Below are 15,579 nucleotides of genomic sequence, written 5' to 3'. Positions count from 1 at the left end.
AAAGTTAGAAACTGTAGTCTATCTGTCATAAATTCTATTAAACTAATAACATAAAGGCACAAAAAGAGAAACGATACTTCTTCTTTTCGTGCCTTTATTGCATATTTATAACAAAGTTACTGTATGAATGTTTTCGGTCCGAGGATGTCGTACATGTCGCTTACATTCCGGGTACGCAGTATTTCTCCGTTAGGGGCATAAAAAAGCTGATATTTAATGTCTACGTTCGGCTGTCCCACTTTGATGACGATGATCGGCTCCCATTTCGGAAACTCTACGTAAGTTACATCCAGAACTTCCCAGGCAGCATAGTTACTGGCTGCAAAGGCATTATATACAGGAGGGGTAAGGCGGTCCGTACTTATCAGTTCAGTCTGTATCATCACCCATTGCGCCTGTGTGTTGAACCAGACATTTTTCTCAAGGCCGTTCATCATGAAGTCGGCACAGTAATAACCGTCATCCTGCGACCAGGCTATGTCCTTGGCATCGGGATACATCTTTTTGAGTGCGGCCTGTACATTGGCCGGTGAATATCCGGCAAAGGCGGTGGTGGTAACTGCCAGCATGGCCAGCAATATACCGAATTTTAATTTTATCATAGTTAAAACAGTTTGGGTTAAGTGACTTTTGCCGATTAGAACAGCCAACCGTGAGAATTTGTTTTCTATGTTACCGCCGGTTTATGCAACATTATAATGTAGAGGAATGGTAAAGTCTATATTTTGGCTATATAGAAGTCTATATTTTTGCCATATAAAAGTCTATACCTTTACTCTGTAAAAAAGGTATATTTTTATATGCATTGATTATCAATGCATTATTTCGGATTGTTGGATTCTCCGATACTGACTTCATTAACAGGCCGGTTTGTCGTTATGTACCTGCTGTTTTCCGGTAATCTCCCGGTGACATTCCTTCATACCGTTTGAAATAACGTCCTAAATAGGATTGGTCGGGAAAACCCAGACGATCGGCTATTTCCTGCATACTTAATTCGGTGGATTGCAGTAAGACTTTTATTTCAAGGATCACATGTTGATCGATGATCTGCTTGGCCGAGGCACCATTGGTAATACTGCGGCAGATTCCGGTGAGGTACTTGGTGGAGATACAGAGGCGATCGGCATAAAAAGATACCTCACGCTCCGTGAGACAGTTTTCATGAATGAGTGCGATGAACTTTTTGAAAAGTTCGTCCTGGCGGTTGTGACCTTCCATATCGTCGCGGGTAAAGAAACGATGAACTTTGTCATACACATCGAGCAGAAAGCTTTGCAGGTGATTGCGGGCTATCTGATAGCGGAAGTTATGGTCTTTATCGGCATAAAGGGAGATAGTGGCTTCCAGTAACCGGTTGATATTAGCTGTAAATTCATCGGGCAGTGTGAAGCAAGGTTTCTCTTTCAGAAAATGAAAAAAAGAGGGTTCGAGACGCAGACAAGCTTCACGAAACATATCACTGTGGGCTGCGAAATAAGAAACACGAAAATCGTTACTTTGTCCGGCAAGACTGATGACTGTGCCGGGGAGAAGAATCATTTGGGTATTTCGTATTATTTCATGTCGTTCAAGATCGATAAGTACCTGTCCCCAACCACTGTGGCAGAAAATAATAATCATACAGTCGAGTTTATACAGCCGACGGTGAAAAACTGCCAGATTGCTTGTGCCGGCTACGAACGGGCGTTCCCTTGAAAGGATGAGAGGGTTTCTATATTCCATAAGTAGTTCTTTATTTCACCTGCAAAAGTAGAGTTTTTTAGGGAATTTACGCTAATTTGTTCCAAAAATGAACAAAACTGTAAACAGTATGAAAAGTTTTCATCCGAAGAAAGCCGTTACCTTTGCCACGATCAAAAAAAGTAGAAAAATGGAGAATAGGAAATATAATTCAAGAAGGTTTGTCCTTGTATTTGCAGCATTGCTGTCGGCATTCGGCCCGTTTATGACCGATTTGTATCTGCCGGCTTTTCCGGAATTGATGGAATATTTCGGTACGACTACTTCCCTGATACAACTCAGTTTGACTTTTGGCGTGATCGGTTTGGCTGCCGGGCAGCTGGTTATCGGTCCGTTGAGTGATAAGTACGGGCGTCGTTGTCCGTTGATTTTATCTTTGACGGTGTTTGTAGTATCCACGCTTATTTGCTTATTATGCCGGGACGTGATTACATTTATCTGTTTCCGTCTTTTGCAGGGTATTGCTGCTGCCGGAGGAGTAGTGATTTCCCGTTCGATAGCTGTCGATCTATATGAAGGAAAAGAATTCACTCGTTTTTTTGCCATGCTGAGTGCTGTGCAGGGGTTGGCACCGATTGTAGCTCCTATTGCCGGTGGATTATTGTTAGGGATAACAGACTGGAGGGGTATTTTTGCAGTACTTCTTTTAATTGGTGTGGCGATCTTGGCGGCTGCTTTCCGTTTTCGCGAGTCGTTGCCCGAAGAACGCAGGCAAACAGGGAGTGTACTGGCCACTTTTGCAAATTTTCGTTCGGTGTTGGGTAATAAGCATTTTGTGTGCTACATGCTGATACAGTCGTTTGCAATGGGAGTATTGTTTGCATATATTTCCTCATCCCCGTTTATTTTTCAGACAGAATACGGGTTAACCCCGGTGATGTACAGCGTTTGTTTTGCTTTCAACGGATTGGCGATTATGACGGGAAATTTGATAGTTCCGAGATTTGGAAGCGAAGAACGGGCATTGGGTATAGGAGCCTGTTGTCTGCTGATAGCTTCGCTTGTATTGGCCGTTTGCCTGATGGGCGGTTGGTCCGTGGTTGCGATAGAAATAGGATTTTTGGTATTGCTTTTTTGTGTGGGCATGGTGCTGCCCACCTCTACCTCGCTGGCATTGGCATTGGAAAGAAAGAATTCGGGGAATGCTTCGGCGATGTTGGGATTCTTTCAATTTACTTTCGCCGGTTTGGTAGCTCCGTTAGTGGGACTGGGCGAGGTTTCGGTTGCTACAAGTTGGGTAATTGTCATAGCCAGTTGTGCAACGTGCGGATTGGTAGGGCTTTTATTAATGGCGACTTCTCATACTTTTTTTCAGAACACATCATATAAATAGTTTTTTTAATAGTTAGAACATGAAGAATCAGGTAAACAGATTGTTGCAAACGGCATTGGCCGTTTGCTGTTTGGTAGTGGCAAGTTGCCAGCAGGCACCTCCCGCTCAGGTAGAGGCAGAATACGAAGTAATGACCATCGCTCCGGCGGACAGAACGCTGACAAGTGTTTATTCTGCCACCATTCGTGGACGGCAAGACATTGAGATCTATCCGCAGGTATCCGGTTTTCTTACGAAGGTGTGTGTCACCGAAGGAGAACACGTACGTCAGGGGCAGACTCTTTTTATCATTGACCAAGTGGCTTACGAAGCTGCTTTGCAGACAGCCCAAGCCAATGTGAAGGCTGCTGAGGCCTCACTTGCTACGGCACAGTTGACTTATGACAGCAAACAGGAACTTTTCCGCCAGAATGTGGTTTCGGAATTCGATCTTAGTACGGCGCATAATTCATTGCTGACAGCTAAAGCCCAATTGGCGCAGATGAAAGCACAGGAGGTAAGTGCCCGTAACAATTTGTCATATACAGTTGTGAAAAGCCCGTCGAACGGGGTAGTGGGCACGTTGCCTTACCGGGTAGGGGCTTTGGTAAGTGCCAGCCTTCCGGAACCTTTGACTACCGTTTCGGATAATTCCGACATGTACGTGTATTTCTCTATGACGGAAAATCAATTGCTCAATCTTATCCGGCGTTACGGTTCCAAAGAGGAAGCGTTGAAGCAGATGCCCGAAATCGATCTGATGTTGAATGACAATTCGGCTTATTCGCAAAAGGGGAAAATCGAAACGATCAGTGGTGTGATAGACCGTTCGACAGGAACTGTGAGTCTGCGTGCCGTATTCCCCAATAAGGAGGGATTATTGCATAGCGGTGGTGCAGGTAATGTGGTTATCCCTGTTCAGAAAAACGGTGCGGTGGTCATTCCGCAGGCAGCGACATTCGAAATACAGGACAAAGTTTATGTCTATAAAGTGGTAGACGGCAAAGCACAGTCAACTCCTGTGCAGGTAACCCGTGTGAACGGTGGTAAAGAATTTATTGTTGATGAGGGGCTTACAGCCGGTGAAGTCATTGTGACCGAAGGAGTGGGATTGCTCCGTGAAGGGACACCGATCAAGGCAAAGAATAATAATAAATAATGCGCTGATTTGCCAATATGCCAATGTGCCAATTAATGAATTAAGAGTGAAAGAATTAATAATGAATCGATGTGATGGCAATGGGATAATGTGGTAATTGGATAATGTGCTAAATAATAATTTAGATAGAACGATTATATGAATTTAAGAACTTTTATTGAGCGGCCGGTACTATCCGCCGTCATCTCCATAACGATTGTCGTTGTCGGCATCATCGGATTGTTCTCCTTGCCCGTAGAACAATATCCGGATATTGCGCCGCCAACTATTATGGTCTCCACCAGCTATTTCGGCGCCAGTGCAGAGACTTTGCAGAAAAGTGTGATTGCTCCGTTGGAAGAGGCCATCAACGGTGTGGAAGACATGACTTATATGACCTCTTCTGCTACGAATGCGGGATCGGTTACCATTACGGTCTATTTTAAACAGGGTACTGATCCCGACATGGCAGCGGTGAATGTGCAGAACCGTGTTTCTAAGGCCACCGGGCAGCTTCCGGCAGAAGTGACTCAGGTGGGTGTTACCACCAGCAAGCGTCAGACGAGTATTCTTCAGATGTTCTCTCTGCATAGCCCGGACGACTCTTACGATGAGGCATTTCTTGCCAACTATATCAGTATTAACCTGAAACCGGAGATTCTCCGTATCAGTGGTGTGGGTGATATGATGATTATGGGTGGTGACTATAGTTTGCGTATCTGGATGAAACCGGATGTGATGGCACAGTATAAACTGATTCCTTCGGATGTCACTGCCGTGTTGGCCGAGCAGAACATCGAATCGGCTACCGGTTCGTTCGGTGAGAATTCGGATGAGACTTATCAGTATACCATGAAGTTCAAAGGGCGTAGGGTTACTCCGGAGGAATTCGGTGAAATCGTAATCCGTTCTACAGACAATGGTGAAGTACTGAAACTGAAAGATATTGCCGAAGTGGAACTGGGACAGGAAAGTTATGCCTACAAGGGTACCACGGACGGACACAATGGTGTGTCCTGTATGGTTTTCCAGACGGCCGGCTCCAATGCGACGGAGGTGAACAACAATATTGATAAATTTTTGGAAGAGGCACGGAAGGATTTGCCGAAAGGGGTAGAGCTGACGCAGCTGATGTCATCCAATGACTTCCTTTATGCATCTATTCATGAAGTGGTTAAGACACTGATCGAGGCCATTATTTTGGTTATTCTGGTGGTATATGTGTTCTTGCAGGATATCCGTTCTACACTTATTCCGTTGGTAGGAATCGTTGTATCGCTTATCGGTACGTTTGCTTTCATGGCATTGGCCGGTTTCAGTATCAACCTGATAACCTTGTTTGCTCTTGTTTTGGTGATCGGTACGGTGGTGGATGACGCCATTGTCGTCGTCGAGGCCGTGCAGGCGCGGTTCGATGTAGGCTACAAATCTTCTTATATGGCCAGTATCGATGCCATGAAGGGAATTAGCAATGCAGTTATCACCTCTTCACTGGTGTTTATGGCGGTATTTATTCCGGTATCGTTTATGAGTGGTACTTCCGGAACTTTCTATACCCAGTTCGGATTGACAATGGCGGTGGCCGTAGGTATCTCGGCTGTGAACGCCCTGACATTGAGCCCGGCACTTTGTGCATTATTGCTCAAACCTTATATTAATGAAGACGGAACACAGAAGAATAACTTTGCCGCCCGTTTCCGTAAGGCGTTCAATGCTGCTTTTAACGTGGTGGTAGAGAAATATAAGAATATTGTATTGTTCTTTATCAAACGCAGATGGCTGACATGGTCATTGCTGGTTTGTTCCATTATTCTGCTGGCATTCCTGATGAATACGACTAAAACCAGTCTTGTGCCCGATGAAGACCAAGGGGTTGTTTTTGTCAATGTAAGTACGGCTGCCGGTAGTTCGTTGAAAACAACCGATGATGTGATTACACGCATCGAAAAGCGTTTGGAAGCAATTCCGCAGGTGAAACATGTACAGAAGGTGGCCGGCTACGGATTATTGTCCGGGCAGGGTAGTTCGTTCGGTATGTTGATCTTGAAACTGAAACCTTGGGACGAACGTCCGGGGAAGGAGGATAACGTACAAGCGGTTATCGAGCAAGTCTATGGAAGTACGATGGATATTAAGGATGCTACCGTATTTGCCATTTCTCCGGGTATGATTCCGGGATACGGTATGGGTAATGCCTTGGAAATGCATGTGCAAGATAAACAGGGAGGTGATGTGACTACTTTCTTCCAGACTACACAGCAATATTTAGGTGCTTTGAACCAGCGTCCGGAGATTGCTATGGCTTACTCCACATTTGATGTGCGCTATCCGCAGTGGATGGTAGAGGTAGATCCTTCCAAGTGTAAACGTGCAGGCATCACTGCCGATCAGGTACTCAGTACTTTATCAGGATATTACGGCGGACAATATGTATCCAACTTCAATCGTTTCTCGAAGGTTTATAAAGTGATGATACAATCCGATCCTAAATATCGTCTGGATGAGGCATCGTTGGACAATACTTTTGTACGCATGTCCAATGGAGAGATGGCACCGCTCAGTCAGTTTGTGACTTTAACCCGTGTGTATGGCGCCGAAACGTTGAGCCGTTTCAATATGTACAATTCTATTGCAGTGAATGCCATGCCGGCCGAGGGATACAGTACGGGTGATGCCATGCGTGCCGTACAGGAGACGGCCGTAACAGCCTTGCCTAAGGGATATGGCTATGACTATGGAGGTATTACCCGTGAGGAAAATCAGCAGAGCGGTACTACAATTATCATCTTTGCCATTTGCTTCCTGATGATTTATCTCATTCTGAGTGCCCTTTATGAGAGTTTCATCATTCCGTTTGCCGTGTTGCTCAGTGTGCCGTGCGGTCTGATGGGTAGTTTCCTTTTTGCCCGTATATTCGGACTGGAGAACAATATCTATTTGCAGACAGGGCTTATCATGTTGATCGGTTTGCTTGCCAAAACCGCTATCTTGCTGACAGAGTATGCAGCCGAACGTCGTAAGGCCGGTATGGGGCTGATCGCTTCTGCCGTGAGTGCAGCCAAAGCCCGTTTCCGTCCTATTTTGATGACAGTGTTGACAATGATATTCGGTCTTTTCCCTCTGGTGGTAGCCAGTGGAGTAGGAGCCAACGGTAACCGTTCATTGGGAACCGGTGTCGTAGGCGGTATGTTTGTCGGTACGTTGGCATTGCTTTTCATTGTACCTTCGCTCTTCATTGCTTTCCAATGGCTTCAGGAAAAGCTGCATCCCGTGCAGGCCGAACCGTCTCAGGATTGGCAGATTGCAGAAGAAAAGCAGGAAAGTGACCGGGAGAAAAGGGAAGCCGGAAAAGAATAATAAATAGAGCTAATTATGAAGATACGAAATATGAGAAAACAAATTTTATTGTTTGTAGCCGTTGCTTTTACATTGAGCAGTTGCGGCATCTATTCCAAATATAAACCTGTTTCGGAAGTACCGGACGGACTGTATGGCAGCACTGATGAGAGTGCTGCCCAGACAGCCGATACTGCCAACTTTGGCAATCTGGCGTGGCGGGAAGTTTTTTCCGATCCTTTTTTGCAGACATTGATTGATTCGGCGTTGGTTCGTAATACCGATTTGCAGACAGCCCAATTGCGGGTGAAAGAAGCGGAAGCGGCCTTGATGACTTCCAAACTCTCTTATCTGCCGTCTCTGTTTTTGGCGCCGGAAGGTTCTATCAGTAGTTTTGACGGCGCAAAGGCTACCAAGACTTATTCGTTGCCTGCTACTGCTTCATGGGAGATCGATCTCTTCGGACGTCTGACCAATGCCAAACGGGGTGCGAAAGCTGCGCTTCTGCAAAGCCGGGAATATGAACAGGCGGTACAGACACAATTGGTGGCATCGGTGGCAAACGCGTATTACACGTTGTTGATGCTCGATGCCCAATATGAAATTGCAACAGCTACCGAAAAAGCCTGGAAGGAGAGTGTGGCTGCCACCCGTGCCATGAAAGCTGCCGGCATGGTGACAGAAGCCGGACTGGCACAAACCGAGGCTACCTATTACAATATATGTACTACCGTGCTCGATTTGAAAGAGCAAATCAACCAGACGCAAAATAGCTTGTCATTGATTCTGGCCGAGGTTCCCCATGATATTCAGCGTGGTAAACTTGCCGGACAGCAGTTACCGGAGACTTTTGCTACGGGAATTCCTTTGCAGATGTTATCCAACCGGCCCGATGTGCGGAGTGCCGAACTTTCACTGGCACAGGCCTTTTATTCTACGAATGCCGCCCGTTCGGCTTTCTATCCTTCCATTACATTGGGTGGTAGTGCAGGCTGGACCAACAGTGCCGGTTCGATGATTGTGAATCCGGGCAAACTGCTGGCTTCGGTATTCGGATCGTTGACGCAACCCTTGTTTAACAAGGGAGCTAATATCGCCCAACTGAAGATAGCGAAAGCACAGCAGGAAGAAGCGAGTTTAGCTTTCCAGCAAACATTGCTTGCTGCCGGAAGCGAAGTGAATGATGCTTTGACGCAGGTACAAACTGCACGCAGCAAATCCATTTACTTCGACAAGCAGGTAGCTTCATTGGAAAATGCCGCCCGCAGTACCCGCTTGCTGATGCAGCACGGCAACACTACCTATCTGGAGGTCTTGACTGCCCAGCAGACATTACTCAATGCGCAACTCTCTCAGGTAGCCAACCGGTTTACCGAAATTCAAGGAGTTATCACCCTATATCAAGCACTTGGTGGCGGGCGAATGTAAAACAGGCAGAGAGGAGGTATTATGATGAAAGCCGAAACAACCCGTCGGCTTGTTGTTGATCATACGAAGCGAGAGATGATTCGTCAAGGTATCAGCCGTTTGACAATGGATATCATTGCTCAAGGGTTAGGGATGTCGAAACGAACACTTTACCAACTCTTTCCCAGCAAGGTCTGTCTTGTACAGATTTGTCTGGCAGACATTGCTGGGGAAAAAAAACGGACTCTGTTGGCCCGGGCAGATAATGACCGGTCGTGTGTGAAAACGTTGTTCGATATTGTTGGCGGGTATGTCGATCTGATGTATTCTATGGGAAGGGTGCTACTGACCGATTTGGCACAGGAGACGGATTACCAATCGTTCTCGAAGCGAGAAGAATATTTCTGGTTGCAGCAATTTGCAGATGTATTAAATCGTTGTAAGGCCTGTGGATATCTGCTTCCCGATGTCGATCCCGATCGCTTTGCGAATGATTTGCTTGTCCTTCTTTATGAGAATAGTTTGCGTGGTGCACGTTATACTACACAATGGTTGTTTTGTCAAGCGTTGTTGCGTGGTATATTCCGGACGAATGCTATTCCTTTGATTGATGAATATATGGAAGAACATGATCTTGCAGTACATGCCTGATCTCTTCAATATTTTAAAAAAGATGCAGCAACTTGATGCAAAGATGCTGCGTCTTTTTTTTATAGATTTTATTTCCTGAAATCAATAATGAATAAAACGCGCAGCCAATCGGCACATTAATAAGACAGCGCAGCCAATTGGCACATTGGCATATTGCCGCATTGGCACATTATTTGTCCGTTTTCAGCTCTTTCAGTACACTGCATGTCAACGGTATGGCCAACAGGAAAGAAAGTAAGTCTGCCATTGCCTGGCACATTTCCACTCCTTGCAGTCCGAAGAAGCGGGGCAACAGGAAGATAAGCGGAATGAAGAACAGTCCTTGGCGTGCCGAAGAGAGTAGTGTGGCACGTACCGGTTTGCGGATAGTCTGCAGCATCATGTTACTCATAATGATCCATGAACCGAGAGGCAAGGTAATAAATTGCCATTTCAATGCTGCCGATCCTATGGAGACAACCTCTGCATCTCCTTTACGGAAAAGTTCTATCACATCCGGTGCAAAGGCAATTCCTGTGATTGTGACGGTCAGCAGAAAAATAAATCCTACTTTTACACAAAACCAGAATCCTTCCCGTACGCGACTGTTCAGTCCTGCTCCGTAATTGAATCCGCACACGGGCTGGAATCCTTGTCCGAATCCGATAAGGAAAGAGTTGATGAACATACAGACCCGTGTGACGATAGACATCCCGGCAATGGCGGCATCTCCGAAATTACCGGCCGCCACATTCAGTAAGATAGTAGATCCCGATGCCAGTCCCTGACGAAAGAGGGAAGGGGTTCCTCCGTCGATAATCTCTTTGAAAAATCTCCAGGTAGGGGTGAAATGCTTGTATCGGATGATGATATTATTTCCCCGGCGTGCCATATACAGTAGTAGTGAGAAACTGCACATCTGGCTGATGATGGTAGCTAATGCCGCTCCCGATATCCCCATTCCGAAAGTGAAAATCAGTAACGGATCCAACACGATGTTCACTACCGCACCGGTGACGATACCCACCATGGCATAGGCGGCATTTCCTTGAAAACGCATCTGATTGTTCAGCACCAGCGAAGCCGTCATGAAAGGTGCGCCGATCAGGATAATGCCTAAATATTTTTCTGTGTAAGGCAGGATGGTAGGGGTAGACCCCAATGCGACGGAGAGTGGCGTTAACAGCAACAAGCCGACAACGGCAATGACTACTCCCATGAACAAAGCAAAGAAAAATCCTGTAGCCGCCATTTTTTCCGCATTATCCGTTTCTTGTGCTCCCAACTTTCGTGAGATGTAGTTTCCTGATCCGTGTCCGAAGAAAAATCCCACAGCCTGAATGATAGACATGACGGAAAACACGATGCCTACTGCTGCTGTCGACTGTGTGTTGATCTTCCCGACGAAATAAGTGTCTGCTATATTATAAAAGGAGGTGACCAGCATACTGATAATTGTCGGTACGGCCAGTTTACCGATTAATCCCGGAATGGGAGCGGTAGTCATCTGTGTAAAATTATCTTTCTTCATCGCTGTAAGGCGGCACTTCCGTGTCTTTATCGCTTTGTAAATTCGTACAAAGATACGCATCCCTGCGGATATACGGGTGGCATTAGACGATCAGATTACGGTCTGCTTCATCAAAATTACGAATAATTAGATAATCTGCCCAGTCGGAATAATCGTCATTATTTGAGTTGACGGCAATAATGCATCCTGCATCCGCATTCTTGGCCGCCTGAAGTCCGGCAACAGCATCTTCAAAAACAATTACTTCGTCCGGTTGTTTTCCAATCACCGACATGGCAATCCGGTAAATTTGTGGATCGGGTTTTCCTTTTATCTGTCCGTTGTTGTACACTATCCTGTCGTAATCGAACCATTTGCCTATTCCCAAATGCTCGAAGTAGAAGTCCACATTCTCTTTGTCGGAAGCGGTGGCAATGGTGAACGGAACCTTTCTTTCTTGAAGAAAATCGAGGAAGTCAGGAGCACCCGGTGCCAGCATCATTTCGGTTTCCAGGCATAATTGCCGGTATAAAGTCTCTTTTTCATCAACGAGCGCACGTATCTCTTCTGCCGAATGTTCGCGTTGGAAAAGACTGTTGAAAATATCCCTGTTATTCTTTCCGTGAAAGGTGGCGAAGAACTCATGATCGGACAAATGCATGCCCCGTTTTTCCAGAAACATGTTCCAAGCTTTATTGTGTAAGGGAGTATCCCAGAACAATGTACCGTTAAAGTCGAATATCACACCAGAGTATTTCATAACAGAATGGTTAGATGGATTTGGATTTATGTATGCAAAGGTGGAAAAAGAAAGGTAGACGGGCAATGATATAAATCAAGAAATGAGGTTTCAATAATTTTTGTTTTCAATTATTGGAATTTTTTGTCGTATATGTTGTATGCTTATAACGGTTCTTATTGGCAGGAAGAATTTATTATTTTTCAAATACATAATAGTTGAAAATAACATGTAGTTTACCCGATAAAAACGTTAAAATTCATCTTTTTATTTTATAATTGATTTTCCAGAACAATATATGTTAAATGATTACATTATTGTAGTTGTGTTGTGTTTTATTTTATTATTTTTATGATAAATTTAAAAAATAGGCAACCATGCTCACGTAGGGATACAAGTTCTCTTCTCTGAGCCTGTAATGAAAATGCTTCGGAGTGAATATAATAAAGTCCGACTATTTGTTTAGTTGACTTTTAATAAACGCCCAAACGGACTTACATAGCCTAAAATAGTCCTTTGACATGCAGATATTTGGAAAATCATCAACTTGATGAAGTTTATCCACATGCATCTGACATTAATCTACATGGAGCGCTTTAACAACCTCTGTAGCGGGTCTTTGTTGCTGCGCGTATGAAAGCTATGGTTTCGAGCTCTTCCCTTAAAAACTCTTCCTTTTTTGTTTTATCCCGAAATGGGATTACGGTATTTGACATGAAGCGGTTATAATGAACCGCAGGCTTGTTTGAATTTTAACCGTCCACTTCTAGTGAACACTTATGAATATGTTTAACAATTTAAATTTAATTATTATGAAACGATGTATTATTTCCGCATGCCTGATAATGGTGTGTTCTTTGGTGTTTGCACAGGTAAAAGTGGGTTCGGATGGTAAGGTAGCTATCGGAACTGATACTGCTGCTCCTTTATCCATATTAAGTGTGAATAGTAAGGGAGAAGCCGATAGCGATATTATTATCGAATCGACCAACTCGATGGCTCTGACGGCAATACACAATCCTACGGAAAGATTAACGGGTTGGGCAAGAGGCTGCAATACCGGTATTGCGTTGTCACCCCATACATTTAATGTGGGAACTTTGGGCTCTGCATATTCTCACTCCGCTTTAAGTAGTGGAAGGGGATTTGGTTTGTTCGGTACAGCAGGCAATTATACATCAGGTTACAACTATGGTGTTTTAGGAATGCTTTATGGAACTAACAATGGTGCAGGCATCTATGGTACTTCTGTTCATAGTGATTATGGTGTGCCGATAAACGGTCGTTATGCAGGTTATTTCCGGGGAAATGTGTATGTGACTGGTAGTATTTATAGTGTTTTGTTGACTCCTGCAACAACTTCGACCAATCTTTCAACTCTATCCGCCCAATCGGAATCGGAAGAAGGCACAATGACGAAGTTGAGCCGGTTGAATACGGTTCAATACAATATGCAGTCTCCTTTCAAAACGGCAGTCCCAGCTACTTTTATTGCCACTGATACGGTAGCTCCGGCTGTGCAGCTCTCGGCGGATGAAGCTCAGATTTATTCACGGGTTCATTATGGATTTATTGCCCAAGAATTGAAGAATGAATATCCTAATCTCGTTTATGAAAACGAACAGGGAGATTTAAGTATAAACTATATAGAGATGATTCCTCTCTTGGTACAATCCATTCAGGAGCTGACGGTAGAGATAAACCGGCTGAAATCGAAAAGCCAATCTCCTCTCTCAAGAAGTGTAGATGAGGAAGATGGAGAAGTCGAGGACGGTCTTATGGATAAATTAGAATCCGAATTGTTTCAGAATACTCCCAATCCATTTAGTGATAATACTGTAATTAAATATGTCATTCCGCAAGATGCACAAAATGCTAACTTGCTAATTTATGATATGAATGGCAAACAAATCGAGCAATTTGTTTTAACTCAAAAAGGTATGGGATCTATTGTATTGGAGGGGAGTCATTTGGAAGCCGGAATGTACCTGTATTCTCTGATTGTTGATAGCAAAGTGATTGATGTGAAAAGAATGATCTTAACAAATTAATAGGATAAAAACTATGCCATTGTAATTGTAAAATTGTAATTCATGAATGATAGAATATTATGAATAAGATTATATGTTTATTATTGTTTACATTTTGGGGCATTTTATCGTATTCACAAAATGTAGTGACTGATGGTGTTATCTTCTCAATAGATGGAAAGACTCTGATAAAGTATCCTACAGACAAGTTCTATAAAGAATATATAATACCTGAAGGTACGGAAATCATAGATAGAAAAGCATTTGTAGGAGCTCAAATAGGGAAAGTGACATTGCCAACTACATTAACTCATATAAACGATTCTGCGTTTTATAATGGTCCATCTGATTTCATTCTTACAGGGAAATTCCCCATTATTGGAAATCGTGTTTGGCCCAATGATAGGCGTTTTGAAGTTACTGAGAGCAATCCTTATTGTCGAGTATCGGACGATGGTTTTGTTTATTCTAAAGATGGAAAAACTGTACATATAGTTCCTATAGATATACGTGGTTATTTAGAAGATATTGAAATAATTGATAGATATGCTTTTCAAGATTGTTACTTCCGTTATGGATATATGAAGATGGCGATGGAAAAGTTATCAAATTGAATATTTAATTAGTAATAGAATGTTATGAAAAAAATTACATGTCTTTTATTGTTTACATTTTGGGGTACCTTGTTATATTCCCAGAATATGGTTGTTGATGGGGTCACTTTTTCTGCGGATGGGAAGACGTTGATAAAATATCCGAAAGATAAAGTGGATGAAGAGTATGTGGTTCCGGAAGGGACACAGATAATTGAAACAGAGGCTTTTGATCAAGTAGAATTGTTGTCACATATTATTTTACCTTTTTCTTTAAAGGAGATAAGAAACAATGCTTTTTTTAAATGTTTTGTTTTAAAGGCTGTGACTTGGAGTAATTTTCCCTCGATTGTGGGTAGGGATATTTTTTACGAATCTCCAATACGGGAATTTTATGTGTCAGATGGTGCTGATTGTGTAGTGGTAAACAATGTTCTTTTTTCTATGGATCAAAAGAAGCTGTTACGTTATCCTCCAAGAAGAGAAAAATCACAAGAAGAATCTGAAAATCCTACATATTTCACAGAATATGTAATTCCGGAAGGTACTGAAGTAATAAATAGATTAGCGTTTGATAGAGTTTTTTTGTATAGTGTAACTTTGCCGTCAACTCTAAAAACAGTAGAGGAAGGTGCTTTTTGGGTAGAACCACGTGTGCCTGTCGGTAGAAATAATCAAGAAACCAATCGTGATAATGATTTTGATTGGGATTTGGAATATCGGGACATGGATGTAGTTGTTTGTAACGCAATTGTACCTCCTGTGCTGATTGGCTATCCATTTGCGAATACATACTGGACAAGATTGTATGTTCCTAAAGAGAGTTTCGATGCTTATTGCTATGCACCGGGCTGGATGAAGTTTAGGGATATAAATCACAAACTCAATCCGGCTTCAGTTAATGACATTTCATTATCTGGCTTGAGAGTTTTTTTAGATGGTGACAACTTGAATATAACGGGTATGCGGAAAATATCAGAAGTAAGATTATATGCATTAAATGGTATTTTATTATTAGAAGAAATCATAAATGATAATTCGTGTAATTTAAAAATAGATAATCTGTCACATGGATTATTACTCTTAGAGGTGGTTTATGAAGATGGAACGAGGGAAAAGATAAAATTCCATAAATAAATTG

The 15,579-nt window shown here is 43.3% G+C and carries 12 protein-coding genes; 8 read left to right on the top strand and 4 right to left on the bottom strand.

The window, feature by feature from the left end; genetic code table 11:
- Positions 1–116: 116 nt before the first annotated feature.
- Both RB604_RS20410 and RB604_RS20405 read right to left on the bottom strand, forming a co-directional pair.
- A complete protein-coding gene (locus RB604_RS20410) occupies positions 117–602 on the bottom strand; it encodes a PepSY-like domain-containing protein (RefSeq protein WP_005933227.1) in 486 nt (161 codons plus the stop codon).
- Between the two features lie 274 nt (positions 603–876).
- Entirely contained in the window at positions 877–1,725 is an 849-nt protein-coding gene (locus tag RB604_RS20405) for an AraC family transcriptional regulator (RefSeq protein WP_055294871.1), read from the bottom strand.
- A gap of 148 nt (positions 1,726–1,873) precedes the next feature.
- Here RB604_RS20405 and RB604_RS20400 point away from each other — a divergent pair, with 148 nt between their 5' ends.
- From RB604_RS20400 to RB604_RS20380, 5 genes are all read left to right on the top strand, one after another.
- A complete protein-coding gene (locus RB604_RS20400; protein ID WP_227096913.1) occupies positions 1,874–3,076 on the top strand; it encodes a multidrug effflux MFS transporter in 1,203 nt (400 codons plus the stop codon).
- A 19-nt stretch (positions 3,077–3,095) separates the two neighbouring features.
- Positions 3,096–4,214, top strand: coding sequence for an efflux RND transporter periplasmic adaptor subunit (locus RB604_RS20395; protein ID WP_005933221.1), 1,119 nt, complete (start codon positions 3,096–3,098; stop codon positions 4,212–4,214).
- A 138-nt stretch (positions 4,215–4,352) separates the two neighbouring features.
- Positions 4,353–7,550, top strand: coding sequence for an efflux RND transporter permease subunit (locus RB604_RS20390; RefSeq protein WP_005933217.1), 3,198 nt, complete (start codon positions 4,353–4,355; stop codon positions 7,548–7,550).
- 30 nt (positions 7,551–7,580) lie between these two features.
- Positions 7,581–8,957 carry a TolC family protein gene (locus RB604_RS20385; protein WP_044094161.1) on the top strand — a complete coding sequence of 459 codons (1,377 nt, stop codon included), beginning with the start codon at positions 7,581–7,583 and terminating at the stop codon, positions 8,955–8,957.
- Positions 8,958–8,978: 21 nt separating this feature from the next.
- Positions 8,979–9,587 (top strand): TetR/AcrR family transcriptional regulator, encoded by a 609-nt coding sequence (locus tag RB604_RS20380; RefSeq protein WP_005933210.1) that lies wholly within the window; start codon positions 8,979–8,981, stop codon positions 9,585–9,587.
- Between the two features lie 169 nt (positions 9,588–9,756).
- Here RB604_RS20380 and RB604_RS20375 read toward each other — a convergent pair whose 3' ends face one another.
- Positions 9,757–11,097, bottom strand: a complete 1,341-nt coding sequence (locus RB604_RS20375) for an MATE family efflux transporter (RefSeq protein WP_227096914.1) — start codon at positions 11,095–11,097, stop codon at positions 9,757–9,759.
- Positions 11,098–11,179: 82 nt separating this feature from the next.
- Positions 11,180–11,836 carry an HAD family hydrolase gene (locus tag RB604_RS20370; protein ID WP_055294877.1) on the bottom strand — a complete coding sequence of 219 codons (657 nt, stop codon included), beginning with the start codon at positions 11,834–11,836 and terminating at the stop codon, positions 11,180–11,182.
- Positions 11,837–12,627: 791 nt separating this feature from the next.
- Between RB604_RS20370 and RB604_RS20365 the strand changes: the two genes are divergently transcribed.
- The 3 genes from RB604_RS20365 to RB604_RS20355 are packed head-to-tail and all read left to right on the top strand — an operon-like array spanning position 12,628 to position 15,575.
- Positions 12,628–13,866: a T9SS type A sorting domain-containing protein gene (locus RB604_RS20365; RefSeq protein ID WP_055294879.1), complete on the top strand. Its 1,239-nt coding sequence runs from the start codon at positions 12,628–12,630 to the stop codon at positions 13,864–13,866.
- Positions 13,867–13,925: 59 nt separating this feature from the next.
- Entirely contained in the window at positions 13,926–14,459 is a 534-nt protein-coding gene (locus RB604_RS20360) for a leucine-rich repeat protein (RefSeq protein ID WP_005933199.1), read from the top strand.
- 24 nt (positions 14,460–14,483) lie between these two features.
- Positions 14,484–15,575: a leucine-rich repeat protein gene (locus tag RB604_RS20355; protein ID WP_007482443.1), complete on the top strand. Its 1,092-nt coding sequence runs from the start codon at positions 14,484–14,486 to the stop codon at positions 15,573–15,575.
- Positions 15,576–15,579 lie beyond the last annotated feature (4 nt).

Source organism: Bacteroides salyersiae (assembly GCF_031172035.1).
GTDB lineage: Bacteria > Bacteroidota > Bacteroidia > Bacteroidales > Bacteroidaceae > Bacteroides > Bacteroides salyersiae.
This window is presented reverse-complemented; position numbering and strand designations above follow the sequence as displayed.

What these genes read in the sequence shown, in the direction of transcription:
- RB604_RS20410 (WP_005933227.1), bottom strand. Translation starts at nt 602, where the DNA reads ATGATAAAATTAAAATTCGGTATATTGCTGGCCATGCTGGCAGTTACC.
- RB604_RS20405 (WP_055294871.1), bottom strand. Translation starts at nt 1,725, where the DNA reads ATGGAATATAGAAACCCTCTCATCCTTTCAAGGGAACGCCCGTTCGTA.
- RB604_RS20400 (WP_227096913.1), top strand. Translation starts at nt 1,874, where the DNA reads ATGGAGAATAGGAAATATAATTCAAGAAGGTTTGTCCTTGTATTTGCA.
- RB604_RS20395 (WP_005933221.1), top strand. Translation starts at nt 3,096, where the DNA reads ATGAAGAATCAGGTAAACAGATTGTTGCAAACGGCATTGGCCGTTTGC.
- RB604_RS20390 (WP_005933217.1), top strand. Translation starts at nt 4,353, where the DNA reads ATGAATTTAAGAACTTTTATTGAGCGGCCGGTACTATCCGCCGTCATC.
- RB604_RS20385 (WP_044094161.1), top strand. Translation starts at nt 7,581, where the DNA reads ATGAGAAAACAAATTTTATTGTTTGTAGCCGTTGCTTTTACATTGAGC.
- RB604_RS20380 (WP_005933210.1), top strand. Translation starts at nt 8,979, where the DNA reads ATGATGAAAGCCGAAACAACCCGTCGGCTTGTTGTTGATCATACGAAG.
- RB604_RS20375 (WP_227096914.1), bottom strand. Translation starts at nt 11,097, where the DNA reads ATGAAGAAAGATAATTTTACACAGATGACTACCGCTCCCATTCCGGGA.
- RB604_RS20370 (WP_055294877.1), bottom strand. Translation starts at nt 11,836, where the DNA reads ATGAAATACTCTGGTGTGATATTCGACTTTAACGGTACATTGTTCTGG.
- RB604_RS20365 (WP_055294879.1), top strand. Translation starts at nt 12,628, where the DNA reads ATGAAACGATGTATTATTTCCGCATGCCTGATAATGGTGTGTTCTTTG.
- RB604_RS20360 (WP_005933199.1), top strand. Translation starts at nt 13,926, where the DNA reads ATGAATAAGATTATATGTTTATTATTGTTTACATTTTGGGGCATTTTA.
- RB604_RS20355 (WP_007482443.1), top strand. Translation starts at nt 14,484, where the DNA reads ATGAAAAAAATTACATGTCTTTTATTGTTTACATTTTGGGGTACCTTG.